This is a genomic window from Shewanella scandinavica, from assembly GCF_031932065.1.
GTDB lineage: Bacteria > Pseudomonadota > Gammaproteobacteria > Enterobacterales > Shewanellaceae > Shewanella > Shewanella baltica.
The window spans coordinates 89,986-115,269 of record NZ_JAUOES010000007.1; the positions used below are offsets into that span (position 1 = coordinate 89,986).

A 25,284-nucleotide genomic window follows, 5' to 3' on the forward strand; every position below is an offset into this window, starting at 1 on the left:
ATAAATCTTGAATCAGCCATTAACGCCGCAACCTATAAAAACCATGACAGATAAACGCCAAGCCATTCTCGACACTGCCTTAGCACTCTTTGTCAGCCAAGGATTTCATGGCACGTCCACGGCCTCGATAGCTAAGCAAGCAGGTGTAGCAACGGGCACCTTATTCCATCATTTCCCTTCCAAGGAAGCCTTGATGGAATCTTTATTTCTTACCATAAAACAAGAGTTTGCCGATGCCTTGCTGTTGAACACTCATAATGGCAGCGATCTAAAGCTCAATGCCCTACAACTATGGCAAAGTGCGATTGATTGGTCGCTGGATAACCCTGTCAAACAGCTGTTTTTTCAGCAATATTCAATGTCGCCCATGATTGCCACTAAGGTGCGCGATCAGGCGATGAACAGCATCTTAGGCTTTATTAGCGAGCTGATTAAGCAAGGACAAATAGAGGGATTAATCGCCCACTATCCGCTGGAGCTGATGCTAGAAAACTGCCATGGCCAATATCTGGCGGCAACCCGATTCTTTATCGATAACCCGCACTTAGGTACGAATACAAGGTATCGCGATGCCAGTTTTGAACTGTTTTGGAAGGCCATGCAAGCGAACTAACACCACACAGCCCACAACACTGCCAACGTCCAACCACAGCAGAATTTAATCCAATACAAAACCGAGTCAGTTTAACTGGCTCGGTTTTCTTTTACGTATTCACACATATAGTGACTAAGAGTTAAAGCAGAGGCCTGCTTTCAGCGATATCTAACTCCGACGTCTAGCGCCTAACTCTGACTCAATTCCTGCGCTTTCTCTACTGGCTGGGTGACTTGAGTTGGACTCCAGTAGCCTTGCTTAATGCCCTTATCAATCAGCTCAGCGACCGCTAATTCAATGGCTTGCAACACGCAAAACTGTACTGGCTCGTTAGTGGTAAAACCGATTTCTGCCTCAGCGAGGCGATTTAAACTGGTGTAACGGAACAAGCCAGCGCGCATTTCTTGGGATAAAACACGTTTGCTGGTCGAAACCGACATCATCACTTTACCTGTGTGCACATCGACGGCGCGCAAATAAATGGTCACCTGATCTTCACGATACATTTCCGAAGCGCCAATGCCGTAGTATTCGACACCGCTACCGCCTGTGCTGGTGTTAGTCTCATAGCTAATGACGCCACCTTCGAGTAACAATCTGGCGGTGGATAATACGGGCACTTCATCGCCCTTAGTACCGCTCTGTTTATTACTAATTTTGCGCTCGGTCAGCAGGTTTTGTAGCCCTTCACGTTCCACTGGGGTAAACCATTTAGAATCGAGCAAGGTCTGCATCAACATAGAGGTTGCGCCCTGAGTCACGGCGGTCGAAAACGAACTCACGTTCGCCTGTGGTTTATATTGGCCAGTTTGATCGCGAAAGGAATACACAGCAACTGGAATGGGAAACTTAGGTCCTGGTTGAGTTTGCAGCCCACGCATCACTTCACTCAAGGGGTTAACCTCGGCAGGCGTGATATTCAAATCGGGTTTGGGGATCAAGCTACAGGCCGACATGCTTAACAGTAATAAACTCACTAACACTAGACGGGCCATTAGTTGCCACCTCCAAACGCTGACATTTCAATGATTGTCACTTCATTCGTGGCAATATTAGTGATAGTCAGTATAACTTTATCTCCTATAGAGTTAATTTCTATACGAAAATCGCCAGTATTATAATCACCATCGGTGATTTCACCATCAGCAATCCCTCGGGTAATAGAATTGATAAGATTACGCTCTAAGGATTCTTTAAAGCGAGTAATAAAGTCCTTCTCGGACGAGTTGGACTTATTGTCATTCTGGGCCTGGGCTTTATTTAATAAGAAAGCCCCATTTTGTGGATTGCCGCCAAAGCTGGGATTCACTGGCGTATAGATCAATTCAGTGGCTTGGCCACTGCTTGCCACACATAGCGTGACAAGGGCAAGTAACGTCCTGTATGTCATTATTATTATCCTAAAAATCGTCCGATGTTCCTGAAAAATCACCTGTTATTGCATTGGCTCTGACTTGCGCTAAATAATCAATCGTGATCAAAATCGCCTGCTCTGCACTCTCTTTAACCGGATTTGCACGACGACCAAAATGGGTGGTGTAAATCCGTGTTCCGTTGACTTCTAAGCTTAAAACCGTCCCCGCCTGCGGAAACACTGTCTCATACAAGGTCACGTTAAAGCCTTGAGTAAAGGGCAGCTCGCGCCAATAGCTTGAGTAGTAGAAGCCAAAATCCTTACCAAACCGAGTCAAGGTTCTATCTATCACTAAGCCACTAATTTCAATGTCGTTGTCGGCAAGAGTGATAGGGGAAGCCAGCAGCAGGAATGGACATAAAACGTAAGTAAGCAGACGCTGTTTGAACTGTTTCACTTATCCCTCCTTAACCTTTTAATCGAACCTTAAAAACCGCGCCAACCTCTGTTTTAACAACGGGAGTTTTAGCGTCAATTTTCGATAAAGCAGGTTAACAGGGTTGAAGATCCCCCGTCATTACGCTGGGGGGCAAATTAGCCCGAAGAGCTAAGGTAAAAAGGCAAAAATAGCCCATTTGGCTAATACGCTAAGAAGCCGTTAAGACCGGAGTCATAGGGTAAACAAACAAATGAAGAAGCAATAAAAATGCGACCCTAGGGTCGCATTGCTGTGCTGATACAAAACGTGCGGATTATTGTGGCCCCATGGTGGTAACCATAGTCATTGTGGTAACCACAGCCGAACCAACAGGCCACCGTCACTGCGATTGTGCATACTAATACTGCCATCATGGGCTTCAATAATTTCACGGCACAGAGGTAAACCAAGCCCTGTACCCGATTGTTTAGTCGAGTAAAACGGCAACAACGCTTGCTCTAAAACTTCGCCTGACATGCCAGTACCGCGATCCTCGATAACAATACTGAAACCAGCACCATCCACTAAGGTTTGTTGCCGAATCGACAGGGTGACATCCTCAGGGTTTGAACCCGATTCATGGGCATTTTTTAGCAAGTTGAGAAGCACTTGCTCCAACTGTCCTTGATCGAAATAGCCATCGACCTCAGGCAAATCATGCGTAAGTTTAAAGGGATAATGCTGGGTTAACTGAGTCGTAAATTGTGTCCAATTGACCTGACGTCGCTGCGGGAGCGGCAGCTTAGCAAAGCGGGCATAATTGAAGATAAACTGACTCAGATGGCCAGTGCGATTCTCTATGGTATCGAAAATCAGCTTAAGTTTTGGATTATCCAGATCTTTAGTCAGTAAACGCCCCGAGTTCACCATAGAGGCGATGGGCGCCACTGAGTTATTAAGTTCATGGCTAATAATGCGGATCACTTTCTTCCACACTGCCACCTCTTGACGATTAAGCTCACGGGTCATCTGCTTAAGTAAAATCAAGTTATGTTGTTGGTTATTCAATAAAAATTGACCACGACTCAGATACCAAGTTTCCACATCATCTTCGCCCATAGCAAAGAGGCCGTTCTTTTCATGTTTAAGCGCCAAGGCCAATACCTCGGGCAAGTCCAGCAGCAATTCATCTAGGCTCAAGCCTTCCATTTTGCCCTTTTTATGGAATAGGTGACGCGCCGCATCATTGGCGTAAATGAGTCGCTGATGATCGTCGAGCAATAGCATCACATTGGGAGAGCTTTGGATCACCTTATCCAGCAACAACTCTCGCTGGTAAATGTATTGCCTTTCTTGGCGTAATTTTGCCGCAGAATAATTAAATAACTGGGCCAAGGTTTGTAGCTGACCTTCACCATGTTCTGGAATACTCACACTAAAATCATTATCGCTAAAGTTCAGCAGACCTATTTCGAGGGAATCCAAGCTACGACCCAGATGCCGTGTTAACCAAGCGACACTTAGGCCACACGCGCCACAAGCGAGCAATAACACCAGTAAAGCTTCACCTAAGGTTAAACTCGAGACTCGCTCGTTGTCTGCTATTTCAGTGGGTGCCACAGGGGATGCTGGGGCTTTGGGCGGTAAAATCGAGAGCGGTTCTACTCGTAAAGGCTCTGCAATATGGGCGCTGAAATTAAACTGCCCTTCTTTAAGTTGTTCTAACTTGAAGAGTTTTATTTGTAACTGTTCTTGCTTAAGTTGTTCAAGTTTTTGCAGTTCAGCCTTAATCTGCTCGGTCCTCTGGCGCGCTTGCATTGCTGCCGCTAGCTGCAATTGTTCAGTATTTTTAAGGGCAAGCTCAATGGCAGCAGTGGTTTTTTCCAGATCAGCAAAGTCGAGTTGTACATTCACATCGGGGATTTCGATTGCCTTAGATGTGGCGACAGCCGAAGTTTCAGGTGAGATATATTTCACCAAGACAAAACTAAGCAAGACGCCAAATGCGCAGCAAACCATTGAATAAATGATAATTTTAGTTCGGATTAACACTGACATTCCTTAATCAATAGCCTTTCTCTCGCCTAGAAGCTGTTGTCTAAAAGCTACAAACTAGCATCTGCACTTGGCCTATGACTTATCTAAACCAAACTTATCCATGCGCCGATACAGCGCCTGACGACTGAGCCCAAGCGCTTTGGCGACCCGAGCAATCACGCCATGGTGCTGTTTTAGCGCCGCTTCGATATCTTCGCGACTCACCTCTATCGCCTCATTAGTCGACTGTGTTTGGTCGCGGGCAGAGCTATCAGAAAAAGTGGCATTAGCGGGAATAGAACTTGGCACATAAACGGGCTGAGGATCAGATTGTCTCTGTTCAAAGCTGCGCGGTTCGGGCTGTCGCTGATCTAAGTGTCGCGGCGCAGAAGCTGCCGAAATATGGGAAGTCGCAGATCTTACGGTACTAATGACAGGTGCTAAACCAAAGTCAGCTTCAGTCAGCACATGGCTTTGCGCCAACAATACCGCTCGCTTACAGGCGTTTTCCAGCTCACGCACATTACCAGGCCAGCGATGGTGCAACAACGCCTGCAATGCAGGCTTACTCAAGCTAAAATCGCTACCGATAAAATGCTGTACTAAAGGCAAAATATCATCAGTACGTTGATTCAATGGTGACAACGCCAGTTCAATCACATTTAAGCGGTAAAACAAATCCTCGCGAAAACGCCCTTCGGCAATATCTTGGGCCAGATCCGCATTGGTCGCACTGATCACCCGCACTTTCACTTTTTGGGTTTTATGGCTACCTAAGCGTTCAAATTCACCGGTTTGCAGCACGCGCAGCAGTTTTACTTGGCCAGATAAGGGCAAGTTACCGATTTCATCTAAAAACAGTGTGCCGCCGTCGGCCGCTTCAAAGCGACCAATACGCGCTTTAGTCGCCCCCGTAAAAGCCCCCGCCTCGGCACCAAACAACTCTGCCTCTAATAAATCCATCGGCAAAGCGCCGACATTGACCTTGATAAAAGGCTTGTTTTTTAAGGGAGAATTAGCATGGAGAATATCGGCAAGCTTGTCTTTACCCGCACCATTAGGGCCAGTGATGAGGACAGACACATCGGAGCGCGCCAGTTGTAAGGCTAAATCAATGCAACGCTGCATCGCGCCGCTACCAAAGACAATCCCACAGAGGTCCGCATCGGCGATCGCCACTTGGCGTTGATGATTCACCCGTTCGAGACGATGGTTAGCACGGGAGAGTTTATAAAGCGCAATCAAATTGGTAATGCTATTGAGCACCTTAGCGTCATCCCAAGGTTTACCCATGTAATCGGCCGCGCCCGCTTTGACTAATTCAACGGCGGTTTCGAGTTGCGTCCACGCCGTCATCAAAATGATCGGCAGATCCCCTTGGCGTTCGCGCAGGGCGTAAAACAGTTGCTTGCCTTCCTCGCCCGAGGTGGTATCTCGGGTAAAGTTCATATCTTGGATCACTAAATCCACATCTTGCGTCGCCAATAATCCAAGGGCGTCCTCCGGACTATGGCAAGTCAGCACCCGATAATCATTGAGTTCTAGCATCAAACCTAGGGCTTGGCAGATGGCGTGATTGTCGTCGACGATGAGGATAGTATCCATAAGTATGAGTGTTGTCCTATATAAAACTATTAACCGTAAAGTAACAAAAAGTGCAATAACATCCTATTGTTATCGCACTTTTATTGGGCTTTTATCGTACCTTGAGTGACATCAAATATTTCGCTATACGCTGCGGGTTGCCGTTGCTGGCGAAATATTTGCCGCCTTACGCGCCGGTAAGTAAACCGCCAGCGTGGTGACAATAAACAAACCTGCCACAGTAAATAATGGGTAGCTTAAATCCAACATAGGCAAGCTATAGATTTTCATTAACTGCTGCCCTAACTGTATCGCTAACAAGCCGCCCAACACGCCTCCCGCTAAGCAAATCAAATAATTTTCTACGAGGAAGTAACTGACAATGTCGCGCTTTTTCGCACCCAGTGCACGGCGGGTACCTATCTGCTTAGTGCGGCGCTGGATATTAAACATCACCATACCGGTTAAACCGAGCGAGGTGATCAGCAGCAGCAACACCACCATCATGATCAACACGGTAATCATCAATTTATGATCGCGGTATGAGCTATCTTTTAAGGCCTCAATTGACTTAAAGCCATCGAGAACTCGGTTAGGATTCTCGGCCAGCAACGCTTTTTTTATCGCATCTTTAAGCTCGGCGTGAAACTCAGGTTTGGCCCGAACCATGTAAGAACTGCTGCCATAATCCACATTTTGAATCACACTGTTTTCAAGGCTAGAACTGTCAATCCACGCGCCTTGCAGTTTATCGACAACCCCTATCACAGTGATCTGTGCATCTTTACCCTCGTACAACACTTTGCCAAGTGGTGATTCATCAGGCCAAATCGCTTTCGCTAACGCGCTGGAGATGATCGCTAATCGGCTCGGGCTATCGAGATTGTCCTTAAGTTCATGGGGGTAAAAGTTACGCCCTTCAATCAGCTTAAGGCCTAAGGTCTCAAGGGTGTGATCTGTCCCTAAGTACATGGCAAATTGCGGTGTCGATTTAGCGCTATCCGGATCGGGCCCCAGATTGAAGGTGCTCGACCAGCCGCCACCGCTTAATGGCAACATATTGGTTGAGGTCGCATCAATCACATTGGGTAGCCCACGTAAAATTTGCTGATCAATTTTGTTTTGCGCGGTTTTATCGATCAATGGATCGAAGTTGAACAAGCTAAAGGTCAAGACTTCAGACTCTTCGACTCCCGAAACGCGCTGCATCAGGGCTAAACGCTCCTGAATAATAAAGCTCGCGTTCGCCACAATTGCCACAGACAAAATAATCTGAATAAGCAGTAAGACAGGACCGCTTTTACTGCGCAACAAACTGCTGAGAATAGGTTTAATATGTAACATAATAAGTCCCTTACTGGCTTTTCAGATAAACGCTAGGTTTAGTCCGGCACACGACCCACGCGGGATACAAGCCAGCCAACAAGGCTGTGCCTACCGCAATACTAGGAGTGATAATCCACATACTCGCCGATAAATGGGTTAACCCCTTCGAGACCTCAAACTGTGCCGATAAGCCGTAAAGTGACGCGTAGGCCCAAGCGAGTCCCAGTAAGCCGCCTAATAAACCTATCATGCCTACTTCCACCATATATTGAGCGAAGATTTGGGCTCGGCTAGCACCGATTGCGCGGCGTACCCCAACTTCAGGCGCTCGCTTGAGGAACTTAGTGAGCATTAAACCTAATATATTGACTAAACAAACACTTAAAAATAGTACGCTCAAGCCAACCAAGATTTTATTGTCTTCGGGCACCACATTATTGTATTCAAGCCAAGTCGCGACATCGGAGACTTTGACTGAGTCAGCGGCAGATTTTTTATCGGTAAAGCGGCCCAATGCTTTTTGCTCTGCGACATAATTACTGAGCCAAGAACGGTAACTGGTTACTGCATCTTTATTGGGTAACTCAACCCAATACAGCAGCCACACTTTTTCAGAGTTAAGGCGATCGCTGTAACTATTCATCGTCTCAAACTTCCAACCCGAGGTATTACCCCATACATCAAACTCTTCGATAGGTGTCAGCGAAAACGGCACAAAAATTTGTTCTGTGTCGTTAAAAGCACCGTTAGTAGGATCATAATATTTAGGCTTAGGGTCCCAGGCTTTAATCACCCCCACTATTTGATAAGGTTTACGATTAAGATAGATAACCTTGCCGACACTGTTTTGGCCCGCAAACAGCTTTTGATTGAGTTTATCGTTAATCACCACTTGATAAGCAGGTTCAGTGTCAACGGATTTATCCCACACATTGCCGTACAAAAATGGCACGTCAAACAGCTTAAAAAAGTCGCTGTCCGTCACCCGAATGCTTTCTAAAATAGGCGCAAAATTAGCATCCTCCGTTTGCACAGCCATCCCAGTACGAAACATCGCCGCTTGGCGTTTAGGTAAGGTATTGTTGCGCAGATTCATCGCATCTTGATAAGTCACTAACGAGTTAAACTCATCCCAAGAATCGGGGCCTTGGCTCCAAAGCTGTACCGCATTTAACTCATCTGAGCGTTCACCCGCAGGATTAAACGACATCATCTTGTACACGTTTAACGTGGTGATCGTGATACCAATACCAATCGAAATCGCCAACACCATCAACAGCGAGAGCGCAGGGGTTTTCTTAATGCTGCGCCAAGCTAAATCAACATAATAAAAAAACATAATGCGTATCCTTAGTCAGCGTTGGCGACAAGTTTGTCTAATGGGTGCGGGGTCGCCACAGTTTGTACACTGCCATGGGGCTGATACATGGTAAAATCACACACTTGACCGTCGACAATTTGAATATTGCGCTGGGCGCGGCGAGCGAGTTCAGGGTCATGGGTCACCATGATAATAGTCGTGCCCGCTTGGTTGATATTTTCAAGTAATTCCATCACTTGGCGCGCCATTAAGCTGTCGAGGTTACCAGTCGGTTCATCGGCGAGCAGGAAGCGGGGTTCACCGGCTAATGCACGGGCAATCGCCACCCTTTGTTGCTGTCCGCCCGAAAGCTGAGTGGGAAAATGCTTGAGTCGTGAAGCTAAACCCACTTGTTCTAATGCCTGCTGTACGCGGCGTTGGCGTTCCTTGGCATTAAAACCACGGTAGCGCAGCGGCACTTCAATATTTTCTGCCAAGTTAAGGTCGGGAATTAAGTTAAAGCCTTGGAAGATAAAGCCGATTTTCTCGTTACGGATAGCAGCGCTCTTGTTATCGCTCAGGTTAGACACGTTAATGCCATCGAGAAAATAGTCACCGTGGGTAAAACCTTCGAGCAAACCCGCGATATTTAAAAAAGTCGTTTTACCTGAGCCAGAAGGACCCGTTACCGCAACAAACTCGCCTTCATTCACTTCGAGGTTAAAATCGCGCAGGGCGTGGGTTTCCACTAAATCCGTTTTAAAAACCTTGCTCACACTCTTCATTGATAACATGTTAATTTCCTTAAAATAATCAAATCAATTTTACGCCCTGACGCTGCATCTAAACGACGTGATGCATGGCAGCGTCATCAGCCGAAAAATGGCTCAACGACAGATTCTACAAGCCACACAAAAACGCCCAATATAAAGTCGGCACTTTCGAGTGAAACCTCACCCACTTGGCGAACCTCCTCCAATGGATTGGTCCATTCCAAGATATTCAGTCCAAGGAAAAACCAGCTATTGGCTTCACCAATACTCAACTCCACCGCGACCACCAGTAGCAGTAAGGCCAACACGCCAAACATTTTTGATGACATCAACACACTGAAATCAAATTGTTTATCACGCATATTCGGCTCCTATTCTTGTCCATGTCGCAGCAGGTTTCGTCATTCACCTTGATCGCTGCGCCGTTATATTCATCAGATTGGTTATTTAGTAATTTACGAATATCGGTCATCAATGAATCCTGACCTGTTCTGCTTGATTAAAAGGTTCGACACTGGATATCACCCACTCATCTCCGGCTTTACCGCCTTCGAGTACTTCGACTTGGCTCATGCTGGTACTGCCGAGTTTGATCTCGCGGCGGCTGGCTAAATCGCCTTCAATTTGGTAAGCCTCATTGCCACCACCGCTAGTCATAAAGGCGCCGCGTTTCACCATTAGTACATCGGGTCTGTGCTCCAGTAAAACTCGGGCAGAGATACGTTGGTTCTGACGCAGTTTCAAGCTGTTATCTTGAACGAACTGCACCCTTGCGGTCACTTCACGGTTACGCACTTCGGGGGAGATGGACGATAACTTGCCCATTAACTTCACGCTGCCGAAACTCAGCTCAACTTCCATGCCCAAACCTAAATCGTCGGCGTAGGACTCAGGCACCGCAAGTTCGGCCTCATAGGCACTTAAGTCCACAACGGTTAGAATCGGTTGGTTAGCGCTAAGGCGGGTTTTCTGCTCTGTGATCCAGTTGCCGATAATGCCGCCCACGGGCGCTCTGATATTCAAAGCTTCAACTTGGCGTTCGAGTTCATGCACGGCAAGGGTTTGGCGCTCGACCTCTAAGGCTTTATTTTTAATTTCGAAGGTGAGCGTGTCTTTTGTTAGCGCCACTTCCTGCTCGGCATGGGCAAATTTAAGCTTAGCCTTGTGTAAATCGTCCTTACCTTTCTCGTAATCGATTTCACTGATCAGCTTATTTGTAATTAATAACTCACCCCGGCGGCGCTCCCTGTCTGCGGCTTCTAAATCCACCGCGGCCATGTCTAAGGTTTGATTTACTTGCAGTTGATCGCGTCTCGCGTCCAACTTGGCACGCTCTAACGCACTCTGCATTCCTGCCAAAATCGATTTAGCCTGCTCTAGCTGATTGGTTAATCTTGGGCTATCAAGCTTGGCAACCACATCGCCTTTATTAACGCTATCGCCAGGATTACTCAGCAGAGTGACTGTGCCTTCCTCAGTGCTATACAAAATAGGCGCATTCGCCGCCACGATTTTACCTGTGGTCGCAACATCGCGGGTTAAGGTTCCAACAAAGAGTGTTGCCGTGGTGATGTCGCTGCGGCTTAAGGATTTGCTCACGTTATCTGCGCCCAAGCTCGCCCACACTAAGGCACTGACTAATAAGGCGCAACCGCCGATCAACAGAGGTAACTTAAGACGTTTAGTGGACGATGGCACAAGTACGGTATCTTGGCCGCTAGTATCTTTAATCATGGCTTTACTCGCTTCCCTGTCGGAATCATCAGTGCCGGAGCGCAATCAACGGACACTATTCGAAATCTATACCACAGAGATAGCAAAGCCTATGCCAAATCAGTAAACATAATATTATTCATAACGTTAACTTGATTTAATTGATAAAAGTGTCCGCGGACACTGGGGTTTAAATCGAAAAGTGTCCGCTGTAGATTAATCAAAAGTGTCCGATGCTAAAAACAGTGACATAGCGCGGGCCATGTGGCTAAGCGCTTCAATTACATGTCCTAACAGATTTATTGGCCGAAACTACCGAGTTTCCCTTTACAGTAAAATCCTTGCCACATAAGATCCTGCCACCCTCGCAGCAAAAACGATCAAAAGACCAAACCCTATGACCACAATAACAATCACTCGCCCAGACGACTGGCATATTCATTTAAGAGACGGCGCCCAGCTTAAAGATACAGTGCGCGACATCAGCCGCTATATGGGCCGCGCCATCGTGATGCCAAACTTAGTGCCCCCCGCTATCGATACCGAAACCGCACTGACTTATTACGACCGCATTAAAGCGCAGGTGCCAGCGGGCTCACAGTTCGAACCTTTGATGGTGTTGTATTTAACTGACAAAACTAGCCCAGATGAAATCCGCAGAGCCAAAGCTTCGGGTAAAATTGTCGCCGCGAAACTCTACCCTGCGGGCGCGACGACCAACTCGGATTCAGGCGTAACCGATTTGAAGAACATCTACCCAGCCCTCGAAGCCATGCAAGAAGTCGGTATGTTGTTTTTAGTGCACGGTGAAGTCACGGATTCATCGATTGATATTTTCGACCGCGAGCGCGTCTTTATCGAAAATATCCTCAGCAAAATCGTTGCCGATTTCCCAGAACTTAAAATCGTGCTTGAACATATCACCACTAAGGATGCGGTCGATTTTGTCACCCAAGCCTCTGATAATGTTGCCGCGACTATTACAGCCCACCATTTGCTGTATAACCGCAACCACATGCTGGCTGGCGGTATTCGCCCACATTTTTACTGCCTACCGATTTTAAAACGCAATACCCACCAGCAGGCGTTATTGGCCGCTGCAGCAAGCGGTAGCAAGAAGTTCTTCTTAGGCACAGATTCGGCGCCCCACGCTAAAGATAAGAAAGAAGCCGCCTGTGGCTGCGCGGGTTCGTACACGGCCCATGCCGCAATTGAGCTATATGCCGAAGCCTTCGAATCGGTGAATGCGCTAGATAAACTCGAAGCATTTGCAAGCTTCAATGGCCCAGATTTTTACAATCTGCCACGTAACGCCGACACGATCACGCTAGTGAAAAAACCATGGGATGTCCCTGCAACTTACCCGCTGGGCGACACTAACGTAGTGCCGATTCGTGCAGGCGAAGCCATTGATTGGCAGGTTGAGTAAGCCTTAAGTCTTTAACATCAAGTCGCCTACGGGCGACTTTTTTATGCCCCAGATTCATTTTGATTTTTAGACCACAATCGGCTAGTGTCTCTCGCTTAAAATACAGCTCTAACCTATGACCTTTTAAGAGAAAATATGTATGCAAACAAGGATGTTGTTCTCGGTTTTATCCTCAAGCCTGTTGCTTGCTTCCACGCTCCCCTTACCGACCTTTGCGGCCAATGAACTGACGGGGATCTGGCAGGGACAATTAGGCAAAAGCAAAGTCAGAGTTTGCTTTAATCAATATGGAACAGGCAGTTATTACTATCAACGCTACTTAACGCCGATAAGGCTCGAGCAGCAAGATGAACTGTGGAAAGAAGAAGGCAACACGGGAAACTGGCAGTTTGATACTGTCACGCCACAAAAACTGAGCGGCCATTGGTTTAAAGATAGCGCGAGTAAATCGTTCCCCGTACAACTTGAGCGAGCAATCAGCCCAGATTATATAGAAGATTGCGGCGCCGATACGTATAACCTGCCACTAGAAACAAGGCCAAAACTCAGCCGAGGGAAATGGCAACCCTATGAAAATATTGAGTATCGCCCGCTGACGTTCGGTACAGAAGTAGGGATCGAATTTAAAGGCCCACAAACGGGGATCTTGGCAATTAATCAATGGCTTGAACATAAGCTCACCGATGAAGCCCAACTAGCACAAACCTTTGACACCCGCCGCAGAATGCTGGCACAAATGGGCAGTTTTGTGACTGACGAAACCTTTGCCGAACCAATTTTTATTAATCAACATTGGCTCAGTGTACGCTTATATCGCTGGGCCGCAGGTTATGGCGCCAATGGTATCAGCCAAGAATTTGTGAGTTTCTCCCTTACCGACGGCAAACCTTTCCACCCGTGGCAGTGGTTTCTCGCCGACACCAAACCGCAAAGCATGCTCGATGGTATGAGCCATCCTTTACCCCCAGCATTAAGAGAAAAATTGTTTGCAGGTAAAGAGTTAGATCCAGAATGTCCCTCATCAGACGGCTCGGGATATTATCAGCTCACCCTTGAGGCAAAGACCATCAAATTCTGGGAAACACCCCGCGGCGATGGATGCGAACAGGAGTTTGTCCTGAGTCCGCAGGAGGCGATGCCTTTCGCCACCCAATGGGGACAAACACAGCTTAAGTTGTTGTAATAAAAACATTAGGATAGTGAATATGACTGAAGCCACAGGCATCGGTGCAAGTGCCAGAACTAAAGCCAAAGCAGTAGAAAGCTCACCAGAAGCGCTGGTTCAAGCTCAGCTTGAAGCCTATAACCAGCGCGATCTCGCTACTTTTGTCGCCCAATTCAGTGATGATGTGTGCATCTATCGTCCACCCGCAACAGCGCCCGTCATCCAAGGTAAAGCCGCTTTTAGTGACTTCTATAAGAATGAACGCTTTAACCTGCCCAACTTACATGCCGAAATCGTCAGCCGTATGGTGGTGGGCAATAAAGTCGTCGATCACGAACGCATCAGCGGGATTAGGGATCAACCCTTTGAGGTAATGGTGGTGTTTGAAGTTAATAATGGATTGATTCAAGCCATGTGGAGTTTTGCAACCAACTGATTGGTTTTTTTATCATTGTCTTTAAAAGAAAAGTCAAAGTCGTGGGGCTTCACCCCACACCCGACCAAAAGGGAAAAAGCGCCTATTCCCCTTTTGGAAATCCCCCGGCGTCCCTAGCGAAGTTACATGCATTAGTGACTGGCTTCGTGCTTACTCGAAAATAGCTAACGCTTCCGATGGGGCGTCCCTTCCCCCCGAAAGCTACGCAGACGTCCTGTCTGCGTTACGCGATTTTCTTCAACGCCCTTCAGCAACTTCGCAGGGAATTGGCGTATTCCTGTAGCCACGGTGTTAGCCACTTATTCTGAAAAGAATTATGTCTGTCCCGACTTTTTTAAAAATATACAGGATTAGCTCAATGTGTCATGTGTCAGCCGCCTTTCAATAAAATCAATATTTTCAGATATTTGCTGAATTACAAACTCAAGGATTATGGTAGATATCGATTTTGAAGCAGTCTTTAGATGGCCTTCAAGCTGTTCTTTAAACAATTTAAACCATTCAAATTCAGGGTACAACTCATGGTCTTTACCAAGAACTTGATTTAAACGATCTTTGATTATTGGTATAAACTGACGCTTGGTTTCATTTGGTAAATTTAAAAAAGCATTAAGAAATTCATCAGGTTTTATAAATTGTAATATTGGTTTATTTTTGTAGTGTTTTTGTTTGTCAGACCACTCAAAAAATAAAATAAACTGTTTCGGGTCTGAATTCATGATTTGGATTAACTTAACTGAATCCACTTGCGTTATCTTCTCATTAGCATTAATAACATAATCATTAATACATTTTGATATTAACTGAAAGTCAGGATGTTCTCTACAGGTATAACCTAAACCTTGGTATGAACCAAATCCATTTAATGATTCGAGTTGGTCATCAGTGATTTCAAAAAGGTTTAATTTCTTAATGTCATATAGATAAGCTTCCACATCGTTAACAATATCCTGCGGCGTTTTATTCAATAACTCATATTGTGATTGCCGCAAAAACATACCTGCAACATGCTTTAATACACATAGATTCTGATATTCTCTGTTATTAAACTCTGTGATTACCAAGGCTTGTAGCTTAGTAAATTCATGATCATCTAAATTGTAGAAGTACCATAATTTTTTCCAATTAGGAGTCTGTTCAAAAGCAAAGTATTTAGAAGTTCTAAATTCAGCGTTTATTTGCACAAAATTCGTACAGCCACTTTCAAAAAACTCTTTCCAAATACTTATATCAATAATTGAATCATAAAAATCAATTGGATATTTATCTTGTAAATTTCCCTTATTTTTCGCGTCAGGATTTACCTCTTTTTCTGAGTTATCATTCCGCTGGTAATCATAACCGAAAAATTTACCCACATTATTAGTAAGTAAACTTCCGGCATGCACTTCCATTGAAACCGCGATAAATAAAGTAAGAAAATGCTCCATTAGCTCTTCTTTATCCCTAATATCAGCGTCTAACTTACTGAACCACAATTCTAAATCTAGAAAGCACTTTCTTAATGATCTTAGGTTGTTATATCCAGAATGGATAAAGGTACTAATTATGACTGCTTTATACTTAGCAAGTGCTTTTTGGTTAGCGAGTGAAATCAGATTTTTTACAAAATAGTCAAATACACCTTCGACATCTGGTTTCACTTCTATTGTTTTACCAATAAGCTTTTCTTTTATTTTTTGATATTTTATCTGAGACTCGGGATTTGAATTCGAAAACGCTATCAGTTTCGACTCATCTGCTATGAGAACAACTTTATAGCCATCCTTCTCTACAAAGTAATTGATATAACCTAAGATAACTTGAATATCCATTGAGCATCGTTCAAGATCATCAAAAACCAAAATACAATGTTTAGTATCCGTTAAATATTTAGCTAGATTTATTTCGGGAACACTAATATTTGCAGATGCATCGGCCTTTCCGTCACCATCCAAATCAATTTTTAACGCTCCCTTTAAAATTCCTTTTGCAATTTGACCAGCAAACATCATTTTTTTACTAGATAAGATAGGGTTTAGCTGCTCAAAAAACTTTGCTTCGATATCTGTAATATCTCCAATGCCATAAAGGCTGACTCGAAGAAACTTGAGATCACTATTAGTACTTTTCATTTTACTAATAACATCTTCGACTAGATGTGACTTGCCGCACCCCCAAAAACCTTTGACTAGTAATGCATACTCTGGAGCAACTTCCATAGAGCAATAATATTCAATTAAATCTCGAGCATTTTTATTCAAATCAGTCACAAGCGTTCCTCCTTGAGTGTCAATAAATAGGCTTCTCACCTTTTGGCTATATTTGCACAAAATTCGTTTTAAGTTCAATATCACAGAAAACAGCAACTGATGAGTATGGCTATTGACGGTTGCGTTCCTGCGCTGCATAGCTTAATCCCAACGCATCCACATGAGTGTGCATTAATTGGCCATAGAGGCAAAACCAGCTAATAACACGCATTCCAGAAAATCTGGGGGTCATCATGCAACGTTTCTGCTTCATTGGCACGCTTATCTTGGTTGTTTCAGCGCGCAGCATATTAAGTGCCATATGACGAAGACCCGCCAAGTTTTCTGCTGCATTTTCCCGATAGATTTGACAGGCATCCTCTTGCAGACTTACATCTAGGATCCAGTGCATAGATTCTATCTCCCAATGAGCTCTTATCGCTTGCCCGGCACTGAGATCTTTGGAGTTGATGTAGTAGCAATATTCAATGTTCGCGGCCTTGCCTTTTTTAGCGTGGAAGTTTTCCACCATGACGACAGTGTTGGGCCCTTTCTAGGCAGAGAAATCACCCACTAGTTGTGTAGCACTAAAGGAAAGTCGGGACATAACTAGGATAAGCATAACTTTTATGCCTTAAGAGTTGACCAATAACGCCAGAGTCTAAGGAATATACCATCCCCTCGGAGTTGCCGCAGGGCGAATAGGCAAATTGCGTGAGTCCAGCCATGGATGGCTGGCTAGCTTTCGCAGGTGCAGGGACGCATCCTTCGGAAGCGATAGCAAAATTGCCTATGAGCACAAGGGGCTTTCAACTCCGTTGGGGCGTCATGGAGCATCCAAGGAGGATAGGACGAGCAGTCCTCCTTGGTCGGGTGTGGGGTGAAGCCCCACGACTTTGATTTTTCTAAGTGAAATGCATATATCACATGGATTTCAGCGGATTGATAACGCCCTCCACAACATGGAATTTAAGGCGATAGAAAAGGTATTGAAAGACAACCCAAAGTCATAGAGATCAAATCCTAATGGTGAAAGCATTAGGATTCGGATTCACTTGTTAGAACAGCAAGCGGCAGATAATAGATGCCGCGGCAGCTAGAGCGGCATTTGATACTCAATCATGCCCGACTTACCGCCAATCCAATCATAGAGTTTTTGCGCTGTGTGATTCGTCTCATGTGTATGCCAATACAAGCGTGCACAGTCTCGCTCATTCGCCGCTTGCTGAACAAACTCAATCAGTTGCTTACCGACAAGCTTGCCCCTCGCCGCTGGGGCGACAAACAGATCTTCAAGGTAGCAATACTCAGTTTCCGCCCAAGTGGAACGATGAAACACAAAGTGCACAAAACCAAGCAGGTTTTCGCCCTCCCTCGCAACGGCGCAATAAAGCGGTTCTTGACGATCAAAAAACCGACGCCAAGTGGTTTGGGTGATCGCCTCCGAAAGTGCCACTTTGTAAAAAGTCTGGTAATCACGCCAGTGTGGTAACCAGAGTGAAAAGTCTGTTTCTTTAACCTGTTCAATGGTTACAGTGAGTGATGAATTTGACATAGGCTCGCTCCTTGGGAATGAATATTGTCATCAGATTTGCTGAAACCGGATTCTAGATTCAATTGCGGTACCACATAAGGTACACTTTTTGTATTTTTTACAGTACCAGTTTGGCTTATGAAAAAATCACAATCCAACTTCCCTCACTTGCAACTCAAAGATGGCATCCTCAAAGACCAGCTTTACCATGCCTTTAGAGAGGCGATTCTCGATGGACGCTTGCATCCTAGAATGAAGCTGCCCTCCAGCAGAGCCTTATCGGAAACCATGCAGATTTCGCGAAACTCAGTACTGCAAGGGTTTGATCGCCTAATTGATGAAGGCTACCTGCTGACTAAGCCAGGTTCAGGCACCTATGTGTCTGATACGATTCCCGACGAACTGATCGATATCCCAAACCGCAGTGATGTCAGCGTTCAAGCCTTTGATTCTGCATTGGAACTCAATCCACAGTTGCTGGAGATGGCGCGACTGAGGGACAAGGGAAATACCCGCCACAGCATGTTCAACATAGGCGTGGGATGTGTTGATCTTTTCCCGCACCAACTTTGGGGCCGCCTGCTAGGCAGGGTCTGGCGACAATCGCGCAAAACGCAGGGGAAACATAGCCATAGTGCTGGGCATTTACCATTACGCGAAGCGATCAGTGACTATGCCCGTTAAACCCGAGGGCTAAATTGCACGCCCGAGCAAATCATCATAGTCAATGGCACTCAGCAAGCCATTAATCTCACGGCACAGGTACTGCTACAACAGGGAGATGAAGTCTGGCTCGATGAACCCGGATACGATGGCGCCTTAGGCGCTTTTCTCTCGCAAAATCTGCAAGTCCGCCCAGTTAGCCTTGATGATGAAGGTACAAAGATAGCCGAGGCGATACAGCAATGGCCCTCAGTGAAACTGGCTTTTACCGCACCTTCGCATCAGTTCCCCCTCGGCGGAACGCTTAGTCTGCCACGGCGATTAGCCTTACTCGATTGGGCCGCTGAGCAGAATAAGTGGATTTTAGAAGATGACTATAATAGCGAGTTTCGTTATAGCGCCCGCCCGATACAGGCATTGCAGGGACTCGATAAACAACAGCGGGTGATCTACGCAGGCACCTTTTCCAAGATGCTATTACCAGAGCTACGACTCGGCTTTCTCGTCGTTCCGCCTAAACTGGTGGACGCCTTTAACCTTGCCAAACATTACGCCGACTCGCACACGGCTTACCTAGAACAAGCCACATTGGCGCTGTTTATCGCAGAGGGACATTACGCGCGGCATGTTCGGCGAGTGCGAAAAGCCTGCTTAGCGCGCCAAACGGCGTTAATCACTGCAATTGAGCAGTATCTGCCCGACAAATTGTCAGTTCAGACCTCAGATTCAGGGATTCACCTCGTGTGTTGGCTAAAAGGCGGCTTAACCGAAGACGAAGTGATCAACAAATGCCGCCAACTCAGTTTAGGGGCGCAACCTTTGTCTCGGTATTGCCAAGCGCCCTATCCAAGGCAAGCGATCTTACTGGGTTATGCAGCTCATACGCCCGATGAGCTGCGGGAAAATATTAAAAATCTCGCCCAAGTCCTTTAATACCCAGCATTAAAAAGCCTGAAAGAAAATCCCGAAGGCACTGAAGATAGCGACAAACCATGAGAGGGATCGTAGGGTGCCTTTATTGGCAAGGTATAGGATGTGATACACAAAGCGGGCGGCGACATGGGTAATTGCCAGCCACTCAGCGGTGGGGTTCACTTTGCCCGTGGCGATAACCACTAATACCGCCAGACCAAACACTAACAGGGACTCGAAGGCATTTTGATGCCCCGCCAAGGCGCGAGCACCAAAACCGGTTAGCTGTGCTTGCTGGGCGCGGGGATGATTATTATCATAACCGCCCGCCTTGGCCATCGCCCAAGCGACGGGGCCTTTCGCCAGATACGGCAATAACATGGCAACAAATAGGCAAATAAGTAAAGTATTCATAGGTTAAGCTTCCTTTGATTGTTGTTCGAGTTCTGTTATTCAAGCTCTACTGTTTTAGATCTGCTGTTTGAGTTCTGCTGTTTTAGCTCTGCTACTGCGAGTACTGCTGTTTAAGCTCTACAGCGTCGAGTCCTGTTGCGAGTGCCGCTACGAGAATTTTAGTTAAAAGTGTATGGGTTAACAGCGTTATTTTACTATGTACATGCCTTCACTTGCGGGGCTGCTGAATTTAAAGCCAAATTTTTCATAGAGTTCAGGCACATCGGCCATCAGGGTAATATACGCACCCTCAAAAGCCTCACGGTCAAGATAGGCCATAATGTGCTGCATAATCAGCCGTCCTAAACCTTTGCCTTGGTGTTCAGGATCGACCGCAATATCAACAATTTCAAAGTTCAGCGCGCCGTCCCCAACCACACGCCCCATACCCACAGTTTGATCGGCAAGCTTTATCTGCACGCCATATAAACTCCTAGGTAAGGCCTTAATAGCGCCCGCCAATGGCCGAGGACTTAACCCCGAAATCTGCCGTAAACGGATAAAATCATTGGCTGAGGCAACGTCTTCAAGCACTTGATACATGATATTCCCTATTGTTTTTATTCTGTCACTTGCTTCTGTAACTAAGCTTCAGTCACTAAGCTTTCAATCGCTTGGCTTTCAATCAATTTTTCAATCATTTAGCTCTCAATCACCTCAAGATCAAAGCCTTCATCCAGAGTCGGCGGCTGAAAATAACCGCTCACATGCCAGAACATCGCCTCGGTATCGAACATAGCGCGCTCAGGGTGACTTTGTCTGCGTTTATCGAGTTGGCTCAAACAAAGCGCATCACTGTGATTCAAATGCATCAACTTATGGGGGGCGCCGCAATCGGTAAAAATGCTACGAAACCACAGGCGCTGATTCACGGTATTCGCGGGAAAGTCCATCACCACAGACACACCCGAACAGAGCAGTTCCTGCACATGCTTTTTAAGCAAGGGTTTAAGACGAGCGGAATACTTCAGGTAAGTATCAAAATCATTAATTTCATCGGCATACAGCGCCGCCAGCCATTCATCTTCCGAGATTAAAACGCGGTTTTCGGCCTCGGCAAGTTGTCGCGATAAGGTGGATTTACCTGCGCCCATTTTGCCACAGAGGAATATTAACGTGCCTTTACTGGCTTCTTGCCCTAACGCATTCTGCTCTGCCATCTTCACTCCTTGATTACTTATCTTTTATCTCAGCTAACGATTGCATCTAGCGAGGACACAAACTAACGACAGTACAGAGCATCACATAAAGCATGAACAGCGAGCAAGGCTTAGGGCGGGTTTGAGGTAATAAATTCCCATTAAATTAATGACTATGCTGTTTTCCACAGCAGGCATTTCCGCTATTCACACAATCCAGTTTTAGCTTTCATCACTTTCTTAGATGCCTTACATCGCTTCGCCCACTCAGTCTTAAATCAGCTCGCCCGCTCCGTCTTACATCTCTTCACCAACTGAGTTCACCTCGCTCTCGGAGCCCTCACCCCTGCCTTAAACCAGAAAAAACCAGAAAGAAACACCCAAGCATTTAACTCGACCTATAAAATAATAAACCACATTTTTAATCTAATAATTAAGCACTAAAGTAGTAATTTACGCTGAATAATAAAAATATTACCACCACTCATGCTGCGACGATAAATTAAGCGTATGCTAGGGTAAGCATGAAAGGATAACCGTCATAAGTGCAAAGGAGGCTCTATGAGCACTGTCGTTCCGCGTACCGTCACTTCCCCTAAAAAATTCATTATCGGCAAGGGCTTATTAGCTCAAATGCATGATTATGTTAAGGACTTTGGTGACAATGCTTTTATCATCTGCGATGAATTTATCCTCAGCCGAGTTGAGAATGAAGCGGTCGCAGGGCTGGATCAAAATGGGATCAGCAACCATCTCGAAAAATTCAACTATGAGTGCAGCGAAGCCGAGATAAAGCGCTTAGGTGCGCTGGCAGAGCAGCATCATACCAATGTAATTGTTGGAGTTGGCGGGGGAAAAACCTTAGATGCCGCCAAAGCCGTCGCCTTCTATCAAAAACGGCCAGTGTTGCTCTACCCAACCATTGCTTCAACCGATGCGCCATGTACGGCACTTGCCGTGATCTATTCCGAAACCGGTGAGTTTGAACGCTATCTGTTTCTGCCACAAAATCCTGATGCTGTTGTGGCCGACACAGCCATTATCGCCGCGGCTCCCGCCCGATTTTTTGCAGCAGGCATAGGCGATGCTCTGGCCACTTACTTTGAAGCCCGCGCCTGTTATCAGTCCGATGGTGTCAATCTCGTATTGAAAAAACCTTCCCGCACTGGGCTGGGATTAGCGCAGCTTTGCTATCAGTTACTGACTGAAAATGTTGAAGCCGCTATGGATGCGGTGAGAAACAAGATAGTCACTCCCGCACTTGAGCAAACCATTGAAGCGACGATTTATCTCAGTGGTGTCGGGGCCGAAGCGGGCGGATTAGCCGCAGCCCATGCTGTGAACAATGGTATGTCGGCAGTAGCTGACCTACATAAAGCCCAACACGGCGAGAAAGTGGTGTTTGGCTTGCTCACCCAGCTAGTACTCGAAAATGCCCCAAAAAGCGAAATAGATAACGTTATCCACATCATCAAAACCGCGGGACTGCCGCTCACGCTCGCCGATTTGGGGCTGAAAACCTTTGTCGAAGCAGAGTGGCGCAAAGTGGCTGAGATAGCCTGCGCAGAGGGCGACACTATGGGCAATATGCCGAGGCAGTTAACTGCCGACGATGTCTACCAAGCCATGATCGCCGCCAATGCCATGGCTGAACGCTATAAAAAGCTTACGGTTTAAAACAGTTAACAACGCCTCTGGCAGGCGCCCATTATCCCTTTGATATGTTTATCAACATTAACGAATGTGGCTAAAATTCAGCCTGCCACTGCGCGAGTTTAAAGCTCATCAATCAACCCCTTGCCTCACCTCTATGGTCAGCAAGATGGCAAGGGAGATGACAACAGACACGATATTTCCACCCTCAATGCCAAGAGTTGGCATTTACTCTCTATTCGTTGAACGCTTGGAGGAACATATGGCTTATGCAACGATCAATCCCTTTACGGGAGAGCTAGTTAAAGAATTTCCAAATGCAACAGATACCGAAGTCACGCAGGCGATAGAATCCGCCCATCAGGCATTTTTAAGTTGGCGAACCACGCCTTTTGCCGACAAGGCCGCCGTACTCACTAAAGCCGCTCACATCCTCAGAGACAGCAAGCCTGCTTACGCTAAATTGCTGACCTTAGAAATGGGCAAAGTTACCGCAGAAGCTGAGGCAGAAGTCGAACTGTCGGCGCAAATTTTCGAATACTACGCCGAACATGCCGAGCGACTGCTGGCACCGCAAAAACTGCCGGTTGCCGATCCCGCCGAAGGTGAAGCGATACTGGTTAACGAACCGCTGGGCGTATTATTGGCCATCGAACCTTGGAACTTTCCCTACTACCAAATTGCGCGCATCTTAGCGCCGCAGCTTGCCGCCGGAAATACCTTACTACTCAAACATGCATCCAACGTGCCCCAGTGCGCTGCGGCCTTTGAAGGCTTAATGCGCGATGCCGGACTGCCCGCAGGCGCATTCCAAAACCTGTACGCCACCCGAGAACAAATAGGGCAGATCATCAACTCACCCAAAGTGCATGGGGTCGCCCTCACAGGCTCAGAAGATGCGGGATCGCACATTGCGGCTCAGGCCGGTAAGGCGCTGAAAAAGTCCACCCTCGAACTGGGTGGCGCAGATGCCTTTATCGTGCTGGAAGATGCCGAGCTCCCCAAAACCATCGACTGGGCTGTATTTGGCCGTCATTGGAATGCGGGTCAGGTCTGCACCTCATCTAAGCGGATGATCTTAGTTGAAGCCATTTACGATGAATTTATGCAGGGCTATATCAAGGGAATCGAAGCGTTAAAAGCGGGCGATCCTATGGATCCCACCACCACGCTGGCACCGCTGTCTTCCCAAGGTGCGGCCGATGAGTTGAAGCAGAAGATCCGTGATGCCGTAAAACACGGCGCAACCGCGACCGAAGTGGGGCCAAAAGTGCCGCAGCAAGGCGCCTTTGTGCAACCAACAATACTGACAAACCTGACGCCAGATAACCCAGCCTTCTATTGGGAATTCTTCGGCCCTGTGTCCAGTATCCACAGGGTGAAAGATGAGCAAGCGGCAATTGCCATCGCCAATGACTCGCCCTTTGGATTGGGTGGCTCAGTGTTTACCGCCGATACCCAGCGCGGGCTCGCGGTCGCGAAACAGGTTTCCACTGGCATGATGTTTGTTAATCATCCGACTATGGTCAAGGCCGACTTGCCCTTTGGTGGCGTGCGCCGCTCAGGTTATGGCCGCGAGTTGATTGATTTAGGATTGAAAGAGTTTGTAAACCACAAGCTGATTGATGTGGTCGATATAAACGCACCTTTCTAACTCCTTAAACAATAGCGACATCGGACTAAACGCCTGACGGAATAATCTGTCAGGCGTTTTTATTTAACGCGCTTTATCCAAGGCATCACATAAGGCTTGAACGCCAAGTAAAGCTCTGGGCGTCGCGCGGTGTAATAAATCGGCATTGAGTTGATAAATATGCTGTTTCTTCACGGCAGGAATTTCTGGCCATTGGCGCCAATCAACCCCTTTCACATTACCTTCTTCTTCACTCTGCAAAATCACCTCGGGCAAGGTCAGCAAGACGTTTTCTAAACTGACTTGCGGATAATCACTGGCAGCATCGTAAAACACATTTTGGCCATGGCACACACTGATGATCTGTTGGATCCAACTGTTTTTAGAGACTGTCATCAAGGGGGTCGACCAGAGTTGATAAAATACCTTAGGTTCTGATTTTTTAGCATTTTCAACCCGCAATCGGATAAGCTCAGCGCGATAAGCGGCCGCAGCCTTGCTTGCTTCTTCAACATGCCCCGTAAGTTGGCCTAACTCTTCAAGCTCCTTGGCGACGCCTTCTAAGGTTTTAGGATCGCTACCATAAAGGTTAAATCCTAACGTCCTAAGCTGGTTGATATCTTCGGCTTTATTACCCGAATCCCACACCACAATCAGATCGGGATTAAGCTCCATCACCCGCTCCATTTGAATGCCATAGTAACCCCCAATACGCGGGATATTTTTTGCCGCCTCGGGATAATCCGCATAATCGGTTGCGGCCACTATGGCATCGCCCGCACCTATGGCGTAAAGCATTTCCACCGCATGGGGCGAGAGCGCAATAATGCGTTTAGCGGGCTCGGCCAATACGCTATGGGGAAAAAACAAGCTGAGCCCAAAAACGAGTCCAGCTAAGTGTCGCTTAATCATGATATGCCTTAGTATTTATCCCCA

At 46.6% G+C, this 25,284-nt stretch carries 22 protein-coding genes and 2 pseudogenes; 7 read left to right on the forward strand and 17 right to left on the reverse strand.

Annotation, left to right across the window (positions count from 1 at the left end; translation table 11 throughout):
• The first annotated feature begins 7 nt into the window (after window positions 1-7).
• Entirely contained in the window at window positions 8-613 is a 606-nt protein-coding gene (locus tag Q4Q50_RS07845) for a TetR/AcrR family transcriptional regulator (RefSeq protein ID WP_311898969.1), read from the forward strand.
• Window positions 614-783: 170 nt separating this feature from the next.
• On the opposite strand, the gene Q4Q50_RS07850 is transcribed toward Q4Q50_RS07845, so the two are convergent.
• From Q4Q50_RS07850 to Q4Q50_RS07895, 10 genes are all read right to left on the reverse strand, one after another.
• Complete coding sequence (locus tag Q4Q50_RS07850; RefSeq protein ID WP_106649656.1) at window positions 784-1,590, reverse strand: CsgG/HfaB family protein; 807 nt, start codon at window positions 1,588-1,590, stop codon at window positions 784-786.
• Window positions 1,590-1,985, reverse strand: coding sequence for a curli assembly protein CsgF (locus Q4Q50_RS07855; RefSeq protein WP_105251643.1), 396 nt, complete (start codon window positions 1,983-1,985; stop codon window positions 1,590-1,592). The genes Q4Q50_RS07850 and Q4Q50_RS07855 overlap by 1 nt, the downstream gene beginning before the upstream one ends.
• Before the next feature lie 10 nt (window positions 1,986-1,995).
• Window positions 1,996-2,406, reverse strand: coding sequence for a curli production assembly/transport protein CsgE (locus Q4Q50_RS07860; RefSeq protein ID WP_311898970.1), 411 nt, complete (start codon window positions 2,404-2,406; stop codon window positions 1,996-1,998).
• 324 nt (window positions 2,407-2,730) lie between these two features.
• Entirely contained in the window at window positions 2,731-4,419 is a 1,689-nt protein-coding gene (locus Q4Q50_RS07865) for a sensor histidine kinase (protein ID WP_311898971.1), read from the reverse strand.
• Window positions 4,420-4,497: 78 nt separating this feature from the next.
• On the reverse strand, window positions 4,498-6,009 hold the full coding sequence (locus Q4Q50_RS07870) for a sigma-54-dependent transcriptional regulator (RefSeq protein WP_259581793.1): 1,512 nt from the start codon (window positions 6,007-6,009) through the stop codon (window positions 4,498-4,500).
• 123 nt (window positions 6,010-6,132) lie between these two features.
• On the reverse strand, window positions 6,133-7,332 hold the full coding sequence (locus tag Q4Q50_RS07875; RefSeq protein WP_006085859.1) for an FtsX-like permease family protein: 1,200 nt from the start codon (window positions 7,330-7,332) through the stop codon (window positions 6,133-6,135).
• 10 nt (window positions 7,333-7,342) lie between these two features.
• A complete protein-coding gene (locus Q4Q50_RS07880; RefSeq protein ID WP_311898972.1) occupies window positions 7,343-8,653 on the reverse strand; it encodes an ABC transporter permease in 1,311 nt (436 codons plus the stop codon).
• 11 nt (window positions 8,654-8,664) lie between these two features.
• A complete protein-coding gene (locus tag Q4Q50_RS07885) occupies window positions 8,665-9,408 on the reverse strand; it encodes an ABC transporter ATP-binding protein (protein WP_259213469.1) in 744 nt (247 codons plus the stop codon).
• Between the two features lie 77 nt (window positions 9,409-9,485).
• Entirely contained in the window at window positions 9,486-9,749 is a 264-nt protein-coding gene (locus Q4Q50_RS07890; RefSeq protein ID WP_063883753.1) for a hypothetical protein, read from the reverse strand.
• Between the two features lie 109 nt (window positions 9,750-9,858).
• On the reverse strand, window positions 9,859-11,121 hold the full coding sequence (locus Q4Q50_RS07895; protein WP_311898973.1) for an efflux RND transporter periplasmic adaptor subunit: 1,263 nt from the start codon (window positions 11,119-11,121) through the stop codon (window positions 9,859-9,861).
• Window positions 11,122-11,497: 376 nt separating this feature from the next.
• Here Q4Q50_RS07895 and pyrC point away from each other — a divergent pair, with 376 nt between their 5' ends.
• The 3 genes from pyrC (at window position 11,498) to Q4Q50_RS07910 (ending at window position 14,130) form a co-directional block, all read left to right on the forward strand.
• Entirely contained in the window at window positions 11,498-12,529 is a 1,032-nt protein-coding gene (gene pyrC, locus Q4Q50_RS07900; protein WP_311898974.1) for a dihydroorotase, read from the forward strand.
• A gap of 139 nt (window positions 12,530-12,668) precedes the next feature.
• Window positions 12,669-13,712: a hypothetical protein gene (locus Q4Q50_RS07905; RefSeq protein WP_311898975.1), complete on the forward strand. Its 1,044-nt coding sequence runs from the start codon at window positions 12,669-12,671 to the stop codon at window positions 13,710-13,712.
• A gap of 22 nt (window positions 13,713-13,734) precedes the next feature.
• Window positions 13,735-14,130, forward strand: a complete 396-nt coding sequence (locus tag Q4Q50_RS07910; protein ID WP_311898976.1) for a nuclear transport factor 2 family protein — start codon at window positions 13,735-13,737, stop codon at window positions 14,128-14,130.
• A gap of 350 nt (window positions 14,131-14,480) precedes the next feature.
• Here Q4Q50_RS07910 and Q4Q50_RS07915 read toward each other — a convergent pair whose 3' ends face one another.
• The 3 genes and pseudogenes from Q4Q50_RS07915 to Q4Q50_RS07925 all read right to left on the reverse strand — a co-directional run bounded on the left by Q4Q50_RS07915 (window position 14,481) and on the right by Q4Q50_RS07925 (window position 17,916).
• Window positions 14,481-16,382 carry a P-loop NTPase fold protein gene (locus tag Q4Q50_RS07915; RefSeq protein WP_311898977.1) on the reverse strand — a complete coding sequence of 634 codons (1,902 nt, stop codon included), beginning with the start codon at window positions 16,380-16,382 and terminating at the stop codon, window positions 14,481-14,483.
• Between the two features lie 171 nt (window positions 16,383-16,553).
• Window positions 16,554-16,911: pseudogene (locus Q4Q50_RS07920) on the reverse strand (ISAs1 family transposase); the annotation flags it as partial.
• A gap of 546 nt (window positions 16,912-17,457) precedes the next feature.
• Window positions 17,458-17,916 (reverse strand): GNAT family N-acetyltransferase, encoded by a 459-nt coding sequence (locus Q4Q50_RS07925; protein WP_259542031.1) that lies wholly within the window; start codon window positions 17,914-17,916, stop codon window positions 17,458-17,460.
• A gap of 117 nt (window positions 17,917-18,033) precedes the next feature.
• On the opposite strand from Q4Q50_RS07925, the pseudogene pdxR reads away from it, so the two are divergent.
• Window positions 18,034-19,491 (forward strand): annotated as a pseudogene (gene pdxR, locus Q4Q50_RS07930) (MocR-like pyridoxine biosynthesis transcription factor PdxR).
• A gap of 9 nt (window positions 19,492-19,500) precedes the next feature.
• Here the strand turns inward: pdxR and Q4Q50_RS07935 are convergent.
• The 3 genes from Q4Q50_RS07935 to Q4Q50_RS07945 all read right to left on the reverse strand — a co-directional run bounded on the left by Q4Q50_RS07935 (window position 19,501) and on the right by Q4Q50_RS07945 (window position 21,083).
• Window positions 19,501-19,884: an MAPEG family protein gene (locus Q4Q50_RS07935; RefSeq protein ID WP_006085871.1), complete on the reverse strand. Its 384-nt coding sequence runs from the start codon at window positions 19,882-19,884 to the stop codon at window positions 19,501-19,503.
• A gap of 186 nt (window positions 19,885-20,070) precedes the next feature.
• Window positions 20,071-20,466 (reverse strand): GNAT family N-acetyltransferase, encoded by a 396-nt coding sequence (locus Q4Q50_RS07940; RefSeq protein WP_259542035.1) that lies wholly within the window; start codon window positions 20,464-20,466, stop codon window positions 20,071-20,073.
• A gap of 98 nt (window positions 20,467-20,564) precedes the next feature.
• On the reverse strand, window positions 20,565-21,083 hold the full coding sequence (locus Q4Q50_RS07945; RefSeq protein ID WP_259542036.1) for a P-loop nucleotide/nucleoside kinase family protein: 519 nt from the start codon (window positions 21,081-21,083) through the stop codon (window positions 20,565-20,567).
• Window positions 21,084-21,623: 540 nt separating this feature from the next.
• On the opposite strand from Q4Q50_RS07945, the gene Q4Q50_RS07950 reads away from it, so the two are divergent.
• Together Q4Q50_RS07950 and Q4Q50_RS07955 are read left to right on the forward strand one after the other, a co-directional pair.
• Window positions 21,624-22,739: a glycerol dehydrogenase gene (locus Q4Q50_RS07950; protein WP_259542037.1), complete on the forward strand. Its 1,116-nt coding sequence runs from the start codon at window positions 21,624-21,626 to the stop codon at window positions 22,737-22,739.
• Between the two features lie 238 nt (window positions 22,740-22,977).
• Window positions 22,978-24,369: an NAD-dependent succinate-semialdehyde dehydrogenase gene (locus tag Q4Q50_RS07955; RefSeq protein ID WP_311898978.1), complete on the forward strand. Its 1,392-nt coding sequence runs from the start codon at window positions 22,978-22,980 to the stop codon at window positions 24,367-24,369.
• A 63-nt stretch (window positions 24,370-24,432) separates the two neighbouring features.
• On the opposite strand, the gene Q4Q50_RS07960 is transcribed toward Q4Q50_RS07955, so the two are convergent.
• On the reverse strand, window positions 24,433-25,260 hold the full coding sequence (locus Q4Q50_RS07960) for a cobalamin-binding protein (RefSeq protein ID WP_311898979.1): 828 nt from the start codon (window positions 25,258-25,260) through the stop codon (window positions 24,433-24,435).
• Window positions 25,261-25,284 lie beyond the last annotated feature (24 nt).